Origin of the sequence: Nonomuraea sp. NPDC047529 (genome assembly GCF_040642995.1) — a bacterium.
In the GTDB taxonomy this organism is placed as follows: domain Bacteria; phylum Actinomycetota; class Actinomycetes; order Streptosporangiales; family Streptosporangiaceae; genus Nonomuraea.
This window is the reverse complement of the sequence record NZ_JBEYTJ010000085.1, coordinates 1-11,427: the sequence shown is the minus strand read 5'-3', so window position 1 is coordinate 11,427 and position 11,427 is coordinate 1. Positions and strand designations below refer to the sequence as shown.

The following is an 11,427-nucleotide window of genomic DNA, read 5'->3' as shown; positions in this document are numbered from 1 at the left end:
ATCCAGCCCTGACACCCATGATTGAAGATCATCAGCGGTTAACTCATCAGGCATGACCACAGCCTACAGATCACAAAGCCTGGCTGTAGTACTAGAGGGTGTCTGACAATTCGGCTTGCCGGAGCCAGAGCATGAGTGAGGCGATGGTGACGCCGGCCAGGTAGCTGCCGGCCAGCTTGTCGAAGCGGGTGGCGATGGCGCGCCATTGCTTGAGCTTGCCGATGCAGCGTTCGACCAGGTTGCGGTGCTTGTAGGTGAGCGCTTCGTAGACGTGTGGGCGGCCTCCTCGGCTGCCCTTGCGCTTGCGGTTGGCGATCTGGTCACGCCGCTCTGGAATGACCGCCTTGATGCCGCGCCGGCGGAGTTCGAGGCGAATCATGCGGCTGGAGTAACCCTTGTCGCCGATCAGGGTGTCGGGGCGGGCACGTGGACGGCCCCCATGGGGCGGCGGATGCGAAGCTTGGCCACAACGTCGTGGAAGGCGGTGCAGTCGACGACATTGCCGCCGGTCAGGTGCAGGACCAGTGGCAGGCCGCGGGCTTCGACGAGCAGGTGCAGCTTGGTGGTCAGCCCGCCGCGGGACCGTCCGAGCCTGCCGGATCTGGGATTGCCTGGTGTCGATTGGCTCGCCGTCGTCCCCCTTTTACGGGCGCCGGCGGCGTGGTGGTGGGCACGGGCGATGGTGGAGTCGATGCTGACGGTGAACTCGACCTGGCCGAGGGAGTCGTCCTTGACCCGCATCTCCTCCAGCAGCCGCGCCCATGTGCCGTCCTGCTGCCAGCGTGTGAACCGCTCGTGACACGTCTGCCGAGGCCCGTACCGCTCAGGGACGTCCCGCCACGGCGCCCCGGTCCGTAACCGCCGCAAGATCCCGTCGATCACCTGCCGATGACCACGCCAGGGACGTCCCCGCCCAAGGTACCGTCCTCGGCGCGAGCCCACCCGCCGTACTCGCGGCCTTTGAGAGGAAACCGGCGTTCCTGGGCGTTCTGCGAACGTTCATGACCTCATCATGCCGTCGCCGCAGCGAAGGGCGGACGGGCCTCTAGCCTCGCCAAGGTCATTTCACACCTTACAGAGCGGAACATCCCGTGCATTGTCGCCATGCCCTGGCAAGTCTGGCCTTCGTTTCCGTGCTCGCCGCTCCGGCCGCCGCCCATGCCTTGACGACCGGCGGCCCCGGCGTGCTGCCCCAAAAGACCCACTTCGACTTGCAAGCCCACCGCGGCGGCCTCGGCATGACGACCGAGGAGTCACTTGAGGGGTTCACCAAGGCCCTGCGCCTCGGGGTCAGCACCCTTGAGCTGGACACCCATGTGACCAAGGACCTGAAGGTGGTGGTCAACCACGACCGGCAGATCAGCGCCCAGAAGTGCCAGGACACCGCGCCCCTCACCCCTGGGGACCCGATGTTCCCCTACGTCGGCAAGTTCATCAAGGACCTGACCCTGGCCCAGATCAAGACCATGAACTGCGGGTACCGGCAGCTGCCCGGCTTCCCCGAACAGGAGGTGGTCGACGGCTTCCGGATGGTCGAGCTCAAGGACGTGCTGAACCTCGTCAGGGCTCGCCGGGCCAAGCAGGTCAAGCTGAACATCGAGACCAAGGTCGAAGCGGGCGCGCCGCAGCAGACCGCGCCGCGCGAGCTGTTCGTCCGCCGCGTGTTCGAGGAGATCCGCGCCTCGGGCATCGAGGACCAGATCACCATCCAGTCCTTCGACTGGGGCGCGTTGACGGAGATGCACCGGCTCGCGCCGGAATGGCCGCTGGTGGCCCTGACCAACTACGACTTCCTCCAGGTCGGCAAGCCGGGTGCTTCCCCCTGGCTCGGCGGGATCGACGCCGACGACTTCGGCGGCGACTTCGTCAGCGCCGCCGCCAGCATCCCGGGTGTCACCGCCCTGTCCCCGGTGTACGGCTTTCCCCAGAACGGCACGATCAGCGATCCCGCCTTCCGCTTCTACGTCACCGAGAAGATGGTGTCGGACGCGCACGAGCGCGGCCTGAAGGTCATCCCGTGGACGTGCGACGACCCGGCCACCATCGCGGCCCTCATCGACATGGGCATCGACGGCATCATCACCGACTACCCGGACCGGGTCCGGCAGATCATGGCCGAGCGCGGCATGCGCCTGCCCAGGCCTCACGCCAAGTAACCGTCGGCCGCCCTTCAGCGGTCTCTCAAGCACGTGGCTCGCCCGAGGCTTTGTCGGGCCGTCGTGCCGGTCCGCGGCCGGCGTGGAGAACCCCGCCGGCCGCACCCTCACTCTCCGAATTTCCCGCCGCGGCGTCGATTTCGCAGTAGTTTCAGGAGGTAGGAGAGTCGCTGTCGTAGCGGTAAGACCCCTCTTCCCTTGAAGAGCCGGCGTTGATCTGAGAATTCTCCAGTCGGCCGGCGAGGGCGTGGGGCGGGTCGAGGTCGGCCTGTCCCCGAGCTGCGGCCTTGGCGATCATCGCCTGCATCAGCTGCTCGAACACGCCGTCCAGTGCCCAGGAGCGGAACCGGTCGTAGGCGGTGGACCACATCCCCTCAGGGCCCGCGGACGCCTGGGCGTACGAGCACCTCCCCGCGGGCACTGTGCTCGATGGCGAGATCGTCCGATGGGGGCCGTCCGGTCGCCTCGACTTCACCGCGCTGCACCGCCGGACCATCGCCGGGCGCCGCCGTGCCGCCTCCCTCGCAACATCCGAGTCCTGTCATCTCGTCGCCTTCGACATACTTTGCGTGCGTGGCCGGGACGTGACGGGCCTGCCGCTGTGCGAGCGTCGCGCTCTGCTGGAGGAGCTGTTCGCGGCCATCCCGGCCGCCGGCGTGCTCGCCCTGGGCATGCACACGACCGACGAGGCCGAGGCTCGGATCTGGTACGAGACCTTGCACGTGGCCGGGGTCGAGGGGCTGGTCTGCAAGCCGACCGGTTCCACCTACGGTTACGGCGTGCGGGGCTGGGTCAAGGTCAAACGAAGGGCCAGCTCAGAAGCCGTCGTCGGCGGCTACGTCGGCTCGCTGCGGCGGCCGAGCGGGCTGCTGCTGGGCCGATACGACTCCGGCGGGCGGCTCCAGGTCGTCGGCCGCACCTCCCAGCTGTCCAAGAAGGCCGCGGCCGAGGTCGCGCCGCTGCTCACACCTGCCGCCGCCGGTCACCCGTGGCCGCAGACACTGCCGCCCGGGTGGGCGTCCAGCCCGTACGGCCAGCGTGACCCGATCAGCTGTACCCAGGTCCGGCCTGAGGTCGTGGTTTATCTTGGCACTTGATCTTGTCTCACAGGTCCAGCAGATATGCCTGCTCCACACCTGTCTCACGAAAGAGATGAGCAGTGCCTCCCACAGCAACACAAGCAGCGGTCGAACCCTCCGTCGAGCCGCTTGAAGCGGTCGTACACCTCCGTCGTACGTCGCGTACGCGAGCCACGATGCTCCTGGCGTTCCGGACGCCGTCGGCGTTCTGCAGCGGGCCGGCGTCAGCGAGGGCCAGCCGTTCATCCTGGGGCCTGACGGCTCCTACGACCTTCTGCTCAACCGGTTCTTGCGCGAGCTCGACGGTTGGAAGGTGCGCTCGGAGAACGGCCGTCTGGCCTACAGCCGGGACGTCATGCTGTTCTGCCGGTTCCTGCACGAGTCGCGCGGCGGCAAGACGATCTGGGAGTGCGACGGCGCCGACTTGCGCGCCTACAAGGTGGTGCGGCTGCGAACTCCGGGCCCGCACCAGGTGACCGTCGGCACCTGGAACCGGTCGATTGCCGCGCTGGACAAGTGGGTGCAGTGGGCGATCGCCGAAGAGTTGCTGGCCGGCGAGCCGTTCCGTTACGTCGACAAGACGGTGCTGACGCCGCAAGGGCTCAAGCAGGTCCGGGTGAACGCTCAGCATGAGGACGACCCGGAAGATGCGCCACCGGAGTTTGTGTCGGTGGAGGACTACCTGCTCTGGCGCGACGTCGGCCTGCGCGGTGAGCTGCCCGAGGGCCGCCCGGACCCGACCTGGCGCGGGCGGCATGGCGAGCGCAACGCGATGTTCGCCGACACGCTGGTGCACACCAGCATGCGGCTGGGCGAGGGCTCGAGTCTGTTGATCAGCGAGGTACCGCCGTTGCACGGCGCTCGCGTGGTCGGGGATGTGGGACTGTCGGCCGCGGTGACCAAGCGCGGCAAACGCAGGACGGTTTACCTGCCCAAACGCCTGCTGCGCTCGCTGCACCACTACGTCGAGATCGAGCGGGACGAGCTGGTGCAGCGGGTGCTTTCCCAGGGCGGCTACCCGGTGCTCGAGGGTGATCTGCTGGTGGGGCAGGCCGGGCGGCACGCGCTGCGGCTGCTCGACGCGAGCGGGACGTGGTCCTACAACGCGATCGGCGCCGCGGACCGGCGGCGGCTGCTGCGAGTGGACGGCGACGGGGCGGTGGCCGGGCCGTTGTGGTTATGGCTGGGTGACGAGGGGCACCCGCTGCAGCCGTCGACCTGGCAGTCGGCGTTCCGGCGGGCCAACCAGCGGTGCGCCAAATTCGGCATCCCGACGGGGATCCATCCGCACACGCTGCGCCACATCTATGCGGTTCACATGCTCGGGCTGCTGCTGCGGCAGACCCTGCGGCAGCTCGGCCGGGCGGAGAACGCCAGCCTCGCGCGGGCCGAGATCCGGCGGCTGCTGATCGGCGATCCGATGCGCAGGCTACAGCTGCTGCTGGGCCATAGCCAGGAGTCGACCGTCTACACCTACCTGGACGTGCTCGACGACGCCCAGGACATCGTGCTGGCCGCGTTGGACGAATGGGACGCGCAGATTGCGGCGCTGGAAGCAGTCAAGCCCGGCGCCGAGGAGGACGCGTGAGCTCCGGCCGGGGTCGGCGCGTCCGCTTTCCACCGGTCGCGGAGATGCCGGAGCCGCCGCTGCCGGTGCCCAGCATCGGGCCGGTGGCCTTCTCCGCCCGCTTCGAAGGGAAAGAGCACCACTTCGACCTGTCGGACCTGCCCTGCCAACGATTGGTGCGTCACTTGGCTGGCCGGGCCGCGGTCATCGTGGGGGAAGACGCGACGCAGCGGTCACGGACGGCGGCGGAGGCGACCATCCGGCACATCCGGACCTTCGTGGAGTACATCGCCCAGGTCGAGCCCGGAAATGCCGATGACTTCGACCTGGACGACCTCACACCTGAGTTGCTGGAGGCCTTCGAGCTGCACCTTCTGCACAAGTACGGTGACGACAGATACACGCCCGCATGGTCAGCGTCGTGCGCCTGTTACGCGAGATCAGCGAGGAGCAGGAAGAGGTGTTCGACGCCGGGATGCGGGCTCGGCTGGGCTTCACCACCCTGCAGGCCAGGGCAGTGTCCACGCCGCTGGACGCCTATCCCATGCCGGTCTTTGAGGCCATTCAGGCGGCGGCCTTGGCCGATGTCCGCGCGATCCGCGACCGCATCCTCGAAGGCGAGCGGCTGGCCAAGACCGGGCAAGACCCTGACCTTGCCGGATGGAAACAGCCGGAGAACGCGCTGCATCGCATCGTCGCGCAGGGACGGCCGTTCACTACCGCCGACCGCCGCCTACCGCGCATGCAGCGCCGCTTTTTCCATCTGGGCGGGATCCGCCGGTTGAACAGCAGCCTGTTCCTTGCGTCCGCCGACCTGGTGCCGTTCCTAGTTCTGCTCATCTGCCAGACGGGGCTGGAACCCGAATGCGTGAAGAAGCTGGACGCCGACTGCCTGGTCAACCCGGCCCGCGGCTTCATCAGCGTCGCCTACGTCAAGAAGCGAGCCCGCGGCGGGTCGCACAAGACCAAGCGAATCAGCGATGGCGGTGCGCTGCACTACCCCGGCGGCGTGCTACGGCTGGCCCTGCGGCTGACCCAGTCCGCCCGCGACCTCACCGTGTCGGGGCGATGGTCAGGCACGCCGCCGCCGTCCTGACGCTGCTGCTGGGGTACGCCATGATCGCCGAGTCGCTCGTGCAGGCGGTCCCCGGCGTGGGGGCGGGGATCTACCGGTGGTTGCCCTTCAACGTCGCCAAACAGTTCCTCATCGGCGCCCCCGATCCCGGCACAGGCCAGCCGGCCGCGCCCGCCCTCACGCCCTCGACCTCTTCGCTGCCTCCGTGGTGGGCTCTGGCCTATTACCTGGCTTTCGCACTCGTCCTGCTGGCGATCGCCGCCTGTACGGCGAAGCGGCGCGACGCCCGACGATCGAGTACGGCTAGCTGATCGCCACCCGGATGAAGCGTGGCCGGTAGATGCTCGGGTCGCGATAGTGGTCGGCGTCCGGCTGGGCCCTGTTGTCCATGCTGTTGACGTTGTAGGAGATCAGCAGCGAGGCGTCGGTGCTCTGCTCGAAGTGCACGTGCGGGTTGTAGGAGATGACGTCGCCGTCGAGGTAGCTGCCGAACGGGCCGGGCTCGGGCATCCGGTAGACGGGAGTCCTGTTGGTGAAGCCGTCGAACGGGTCGCACGAGGTGAAGGCGTTGATCAGACCGTTGAACGCCTCCGTGCTGTCCTGGCTGACCATGAGGAACTGGCCCCGCCACGGGGTGACGCTGTACTCGTTCGCGATGCCGCTCAGCGTTTCCGCGGCGTGCTCCTCGACCTCGCTCCAGCCCCACGGGGTGTAGAACTGCCACCGGCCGACGCGCAGGTCGTCGCCCCGCACCCGGGCCACCTTCATCTTCTTGTTGATCGGCGCGTCCGACACGCCGTAGACGTAGGTGTAGCCGTCGCCGCTGCGGCTCGCGGGCAGGATCGCCGACCCCCAGGCCACGCCGGCGCGCGAGGGCAGCGGGGTGACGCTCTTCGGCTTGGTCAGATCGCTCAGCGAGAACGTAGCGACCACGTTCTGGTCGAAGGCGAACGGCATCGGGCCGGTGCCCTCGAGGCGGTACTTGTTGAACATCACCTGCAGCCGGTCGCCGGTGACGAAGCCGTCGCCGCTCCAGTACCAGTGCGTGCCGTCCGGCGGCGGCAGGAGCGCCCGGGGATCCGAGGCCGTGCCGCCGTGCACGGTGGTGAGCTTGTCCCCGTCCTGCAGGACGAACGAGTTGTTGATGATCCTGGCGGTCGTTGGTCTGGTGCCGTTGGCGTTGAGCGGCCCGAGGAAGGTGTCGGAGAACAGCCAGAGCGTGCGGCCTCCTGGCAGGGGCATGGAGAAGGTGGAGTCGCCGCCGGTCCAGCCGTCCGGGGTGGAGGCGGCGTAGGCGTTGAACGTGCCGACCGGGTAGGCGTCCAGCTGGGGAGGCCCGAGCACGGGCGGTCGTAGGGCACAGGAGCGGCGCTGGAACGGGACGTAGTTGCCGACGCTCCAGAAGGGGTTGGTCCAGTCGTTGCTCGCGGCCGCGGAGGAGGTGCGAAGGTCGAGGCGGGTCTTGACCAGCGTCGCCACCATCGGATAGCGGAAGTTCTCGATCTCCACCGTCCCGGTGGAATCGGGTGAGCGCACGTACTCCGCCGTCGGGTACGCCGACAACGTGTCGGAACCCTCTCCCGCCTGTGCCCATACCAGGACGCTCCACGCGACGCGCGGCACCGGCTGGCCGGGCGCCACGTTGAAGCCCTTGATCGTGAGCGTGGCCGGCGCCGCCCCCTGCTGGGCCGTGAAGTCGGTGTAGGAGCTGCCGCCCGGCAGCAGCGCGCCGCCAGCCACCTCGTTGTAGCCGACGAACGCGGCGTTCGAGCTCCTCATCGGGCGGGCGCCGCCGAGCGAGTCGCCCTCCGTGGCCTGCTCCTGCTCGAGTTCGCTTCGCCACAGGGCGACGTCGGGGTCGCGATAGCCGTTCTCCGCCGCGCCGTACTGCGGGGCGGCCAGGCGGTAGTTGGCGATGGCGAAGCCGTGCAGAAGCACTCGCAAGTCGCGCCCGCCGAGCGAGGCCTGGATGGCGGTGATGGGGGCGGAGCCCGCGCTGCGGATCTGCTCCCAGGTGCTCCGCACGAAGTCAGGGCCGACCTGTTCCGTCAGGTAGAGGGGCAGCAGGAAGGCGCCGTACTGGCGTGGCCCGCCCAGGCCGTCCCAGCCGTTCAACGCCAGCATGGGTTTGGCCAGGAAGTCATCCACGTGATCGGCGTACATGTCGCGCTGGGAGGGATAGGGGACGTGCGAGGGGGCGCGGAGGTAGGTCTGATGGGCCGCCCATTCCGCGGTCGCCTCCATCCACCAGTTCATCGACCCGAAGGCGTCCGTGTCGATGAACTGCCGGAAGAAGTCCTGAGCCACCTTTCCTGCCTTCCAGTAGGAGTACTGGAACACGTGGAAGAGCTCGTGGCGCGGCAGATAGTCGTAGTACACCGGATTCGACGGCATCAAGATCGTCGGCAGGAAGTTGTAGCCGATCGGCAGGACGAACGGATTCCTCAACTTGGGGGAGCAGAGGTTGTCGAGCACGGGGTCGCAGAACTGGTCGGTGCCGAAGAAGATGGCGTGCGGCACCGCCGGATTGTCGGAGATCTCGAATCCCATCGAGCGATATGTCCTGGCCGCGATGGAGACGGCGTCGACCGCGTTCTGGATCGCGGTCGGGCGTCCGCTCGGCTCGGCAGGCGTGGGAGGCACGCCGCCGCCACCGGTGTCGAGGTTGTAGAAGATGACGAAGTTATCGACGTTGGCCCAGCAGTGGTAGTCCTTTCTCAGGAATCGGTACGGCTCGTCGTGCGCGCAGTCGAAGAAGGAATTCCCGGTACTTCGCAGTCCCGGGGGTGAAAGCACCTGCTTGGCGGCGCCGGAGGCTTTCGCCGACATCGCTGACAGGTAGGTGAGATAGGTCTCGGCATTCGTCGAGAGCGGGCCGGTCGGGCGCAGCCGCGCGGGCACCGTCTCGGGGGCGGTCACCGACGCCACGCCGTACCTGATCATGTCGTCGACCGACAGTTCGCCCGCCTGGTAGGCGCTGACGATCCGTTCGTTCGGCCCGAAGAGGCTTGTTGCCTGAGCCGGGCGGGAGAGAACGACGGCGGGGAGGAGAAGTATCAGCAGACCCGCTAAGACCGCGCGCTTCATGCGCGGAGTATCACATGATCGTCAGGTCGGCGACAGCCGATCGAATGCCGTTGCGCTCCATGGCAATGAAGTGTGCGTTCAGCACTAACTACCCTCAAAAAGCAGCCCCGGTCCACGAAGGAGTCTCAGTAGTAACGGCCGAAAATCGGGCGGATATAGCCGAGTAGGCTTCTGGGCTTGGTATCTGTGGGGCTGGCTGGAGGTCGTTCTTGGCGACGCAGGTGTTCGCGGATGAGGAGCTGGAGCGGCTGCGGGGATTCCCGGAGATCGGCCGAGACGAGCTGTTTCGGTTCTTCACCCTGCCATCAGCTGATGTCGCGTTCGTCGATCCCGGCCCGGGCCGAGGTCCGGCCGATCGGCTGGGGCTGGCCGTAGCCCTGTCCACGTTGCCGTGGCTCGGATTCGTGCCGGACAAAGTGTCGGCGGCGCCGCCGGTGGCGGTGGCCAGGCTGGCCGACCGACTCGCCGTCGACCCAGCCGGACTGCGGTCCTACGGGCGGCGGGCGAAGACGCGAACCGAGCATGGGTGCGGCGGCGGGGTGCCAGGAGCTCGGTGGCCTTGGCGATGGCCTCGGGGCCGGGGTTGACGTAGCGCATGGCGGTGCGGGGGTCCTTGTGCCGGGTCCTGCCCATGATGAGCTGCAGGGGGACTTCGGCCTCGCCGAGGTGGGTGGCGGCGCTGTGGCGCAGCTGGTGCAGATCGAGGCCGGCGTGCTTGTCCAGCAGGACGCGGGCGCGGTCGTAGCCCAGGCGGGCGCGGCCGGTGTGCGGGCAGATGTCGGCGGCCGCCGGGCGGCGGGCGCGGGCGGGGCGGCGTTCGGACAGGAACAGCGGGCCGCGCGTGCGCGTGCTGCCGTCCGGGAGCCGGAGCAGGCGTGGCAGCAGGTGGGCGGTGCCGCTGTCCCAGTACACCCACTCGATCGAGCTGCCCTTGGACCGGACCGGGGCGCGGCGATGCTCCAGGTCGAGGTCCTCGACGTTCAGCGCCAGGATCTCAGCCGCTCTGGCCGCCGTTTCGTGGAGCATCCGCCACAGCGGCTTCTCGCGCGCGCTCTCGCCACGCGAACGCAAGGTGCTCGCGCTGGTTGCCGAGGATCGGTCGAACAGTGCGATCGCCCAGCGCCTGTATGTGTCAGAGGCCGCCGTGGCCAGCACGTCACCGGCGTATACACCAAGCTGAACCTCGGCCCGGACGCCGACGACCACCGCAGAGTGCTCGCCGCACTGACCTTTCTCCGCTCGCGCTGACCTCGAAGCTGCATGGACGATTCGCAGCTCTGGTGTCCTCGGAGACAGCACTGAGGTCGCTTTCATCGTCCCGCCAACCGGGCGGGCGCAGGGCAGCCGCACAGTCACGTCCCGACATCCCGAGCCCGGCCCAGACCCTCGCCATTCAGGCCGGGCACCGCTCAGAGGGGCAGAACCCGAACTGACCGAGCCCGCCGTGATTCGTTGATGTCTAGCCGATCTGGATCAAAGTCCGTGAAGCGGTGACTGTGTCTGACGAACGCAACGCGGCTGACGACCTCCTCGAGGATGTAGCGGAAGGTCAGCGCGTGGTATCCGGTGACGGTGCCCAGGGCCACAGCGGCGCCAGGTCGGCGATCCGGTCGCACATGCTCCCCCGGTCCCGCAGGTCGCCCGGCGTGGTTCCGGCCGGCGCCTGGGCACGCCCGCCGTGTGGACGAGAACGTGAGCCAGCGTGATGCCTTGCTTGCCGTGCGCGGCGAACTCCGGCCAGTACTCGGCGACCGGCCTGTCGTAACTGAGTCTGCCGCGGTCGGCCAGCACGTGCACGACCGCCGCAGTCAGTCCCATGCCGGTGGACCAGGAGTGGAACAGTGTTCGGTCGTCCACCGGCCGCTCCGCGCACGGGTCGGCGAGGCCCGCGCCGGTGTTCACGACCCGCTCGCCGTGCAGGTGGGCGGCCACCTGGACGCCGGTCTCCCGTCTAGAAGCAACCAACTCGTCGAGCAGTCGCTGCACGTGTTTCTGGGCATCCGCCATGTCCGTTCATAGACGAGATGACGACGTCACTGCAGCACCTCTCACAGGAGCCTGCCCGACCTCCGCAGGCGGCGCTCCCTGAGTGCGAGGAGCGGGGGCAGGGCAAGCTGTGTCGCCACGTACGCCGTCACGGCGAGCGCCTCCCAGAACGCGGCCGAACCCATGGTGAACCGCGGCGAAGATGTTGCCTCCGGCCGTCACGGTACGGACCTGGAGTCGCTTGCCCTCGTAGGAGACTTCGGCGACGTCGACCCGGGAGGTCCCCGGAGGCATGGTGAGGGTGATGCGGGCCTCTCCCGAAGACCGGGCGATGATCAGGCCCGCGCCCGTCTCGAGCCGCACCTCAGGCCGGGACCCGAGAACGAGCATCGCGGCGAACATGCTCGCCTCGCCGCAACCATCGAGCGGTCCGTCGGCGGCCACGAAGACCAGCCCGAGGTCCGCCTCGCTCCGGAC

General features: G+C 68.3%; 14 protein-coding genes and 1 pseudogene. 7 read left to right on the top strand and 8 right to left on the bottom strand.

The window, feature by feature from the left end; all coding sequences use genetic code 11:
* Positions 1-91 precede the first annotated feature (91 nt).
* Together ABZ815_RS52280 and ABZ815_RS52275 are read right to left on the bottom strand one after the other, a co-directional pair.
* A complete protein-coding gene (locus tag ABZ815_RS52280) occupies positions 92-406 on the bottom strand; it encodes a transposase (RefSeq protein WP_357710936.1) in 315 nt (104 codons plus the stop codon).
* On the bottom strand, positions 406-942 hold the full coding sequence (locus tag ABZ815_RS52275) for an IS5 family transposase (protein WP_357710931.1): 537 nt from the start codon (positions 940-942) through the stop codon (positions 406-408). The genes ABZ815_RS52280 and ABZ815_RS52275 overlap by 1 nt, the downstream gene beginning before the upstream one ends.
* Before the next feature lie 191 nt (positions 943-1,133).
* Here ABZ815_RS52275 and ABZ815_RS52270 point away from each other — a divergent pair, with 191 nt between their 5' ends.
* Positions 1,134-2,156: a glycerophosphodiester phosphodiesterase family protein gene (locus tag ABZ815_RS52270; protein WP_357710928.1), complete on the top strand. Its 1,023-nt coding sequence runs from the start codon at positions 1,134-1,136 to the stop codon at positions 2,154-2,156.
* Between the two features lie 151 nt (positions 2,157-2,307).
* Here the strand turns inward: ABZ815_RS52270 and ABZ815_RS52265 are convergent, their stop codons facing one another.
* Positions 2,308-2,478, bottom strand: coding sequence for a hypothetical protein (locus ABZ815_RS52265; protein WP_357710925.1), 171 nt, complete (start codon positions 2,476-2,478; stop codon positions 2,308-2,310).
* Between the two features lie 37 nt (positions 2,479-2,515).
* Between ABZ815_RS52265 and ABZ815_RS52260 the strand changes: the two genes are divergently transcribed.
* Positions 2,516-3,253: an ATP-dependent DNA ligase gene (locus ABZ815_RS52260; protein WP_357710923.1), complete on the top strand. Its 738-nt coding sequence runs from the start codon at positions 2,516-2,518 to the stop codon at positions 3,251-3,253.
* 271 nt (positions 3,254-3,524) lie between these two features.
* Positions 3,525-4,823 carry a tyrosine-type recombinase/integrase gene (locus tag ABZ815_RS52255; protein WP_357710921.1) on the top strand — a complete coding sequence of 433 codons (1,299 nt, stop codon included), beginning with the start codon at positions 3,525-3,527 and terminating at the stop codon, positions 4,821-4,823.
* 212 nt (positions 4,824-5,035) lie between these two features.
* On the opposite strand, the gene ABZ815_RS52250 is transcribed toward ABZ815_RS52255, so the two are convergent.
* A complete protein-coding gene (locus ABZ815_RS52250) occupies positions 5,036-5,182 on the bottom strand; it encodes a hypothetical protein (RefSeq protein WP_357710919.1) in 147 nt (48 codons plus the stop codon).
* Between the two features lie 29 nt (positions 5,183-5,211).
* Between ABZ815_RS52250 and ABZ815_RS52245 the strand changes: the two genes are divergently transcribed.
* Together ABZ815_RS52245 and ABZ815_RS52240 are read left to right on the top strand one after the other, a co-directional pair.
* Positions 5,212-5,898: a hypothetical protein gene (locus tag ABZ815_RS52245; protein WP_357710916.1), complete on the top strand. Its 687-nt coding sequence runs from the start codon at positions 5,212-5,214 to the stop codon at positions 5,896-5,898.
* On the top strand, positions 5,871-6,188 hold the full coding sequence (locus ABZ815_RS52240; RefSeq protein WP_357710913.1) for a hypothetical protein: 318 nt from the start codon (positions 5,871-5,873) through the stop codon (positions 6,186-6,188). Before ABZ815_RS52245 ends, ABZ815_RS52240 begins: the two co-directional genes overlap by 28 nt.
* Here ABZ815_RS52240 and ABZ815_RS52235 read toward each other — a convergent pair.
* Positions 6,181-8,964, bottom strand: a complete 2,784-nt coding sequence (locus tag ABZ815_RS52235; RefSeq protein WP_352365463.1) for a hypothetical protein — start codon at positions 8,962-8,964, stop codon at positions 6,181-6,183. The two genes, ABZ815_RS52240 and ABZ815_RS52235, sit on opposite strands and share 8 nt — an antisense overlap.
* 221 nt (positions 8,965-9,185) lie before the next feature.
* On the opposite strand from ABZ815_RS52235, the gene ABZ815_RS52230 reads away from it, so the two are divergent.
* Complete coding sequence (locus ABZ815_RS52230; protein WP_357710933.1) at positions 9,186-9,551, top strand: DUF4158 domain-containing protein; 366 nt, start codon at positions 9,186-9,188, stop codon at positions 9,549-9,551.
* Between the two features lie 55 nt (positions 9,552-9,606).
* Here the strand turns inward: ABZ815_RS52230 and ABZ815_RS52225 are convergent.
* Positions 9,607-9,990 (bottom strand): annotated as a pseudogene (locus tag ABZ815_RS52225) (tyrosine-type recombinase/integrase); the annotation flags it as partial.
* Positions 9,991-10,036: 46 nt separating this feature from the next.
* Between ABZ815_RS52225 and ABZ815_RS52220 the strand changes: the two are divergent.
* On the top strand, positions 10,037-10,144 hold the full coding sequence (locus ABZ815_RS52220) for a hypothetical protein (protein ID WP_352365465.1): 108 nt from the start codon (positions 10,037-10,039) through the stop codon (positions 10,142-10,144).
* Positions 10,145-10,437: 293 nt separating this feature from the next.
* On the opposite strand, the gene ABZ815_RS52215 is transcribed toward ABZ815_RS52220, so the two are convergent.
* Together ABZ815_RS52215 and ABZ815_RS52210 are read right to left on the bottom strand one after the other, a co-directional pair.
* The gene (locus tag ABZ815_RS52215; RefSeq protein WP_357710909.1) at positions 10,438-10,971 is read right to left on the bottom strand and encodes a serine hydrolase domain-containing protein; all 534 of its coding nucleotides are present in this window, start codon (positions 10,969-10,971) and stop codon (positions 10,438-10,440) included.
* A gap of 6 nt (positions 10,972-10,977) precedes the next feature.
* Positions 10,978-11,427 (bottom strand): hypothetical protein (locus ABZ815_RS52210; protein WP_357710904.1); only part of this gene is annotated, 450 nt, incomplete at its 5' end.

Excerpts from the sequence above, each read along its gene's own strand:
- ABZ815_RS52245 (WP_357710916.1), top strand. The coding sequence starts at position 5,212 with ATGGTCAGCGTCGTGCGCCTGTTACGCGAGATCAGCGAGGAGCAGGAA.
- ABZ815_RS52240 (WP_357710913.1), top strand. The coding sequence starts at position 5,871 with ATGGTCAGGCACGCCGCCGCCGTCCTGACGCTGCTGCTGGGGTACGCC.
- ABZ815_RS52235 (WP_352365463.1), bottom strand. The coding sequence starts at position 8,964 with ATGAAGCGCGCGGTCTTAGCGGGTCTGCTGATACTTCTCCTCCCCGCC.
- ABZ815_RS52215 (WP_357710909.1), bottom strand. The coding sequence starts at position 10,971 with ATGGCGGATGCCCAGAAACACGTGCAGCGACTGCTCGACGAGTTGGTT.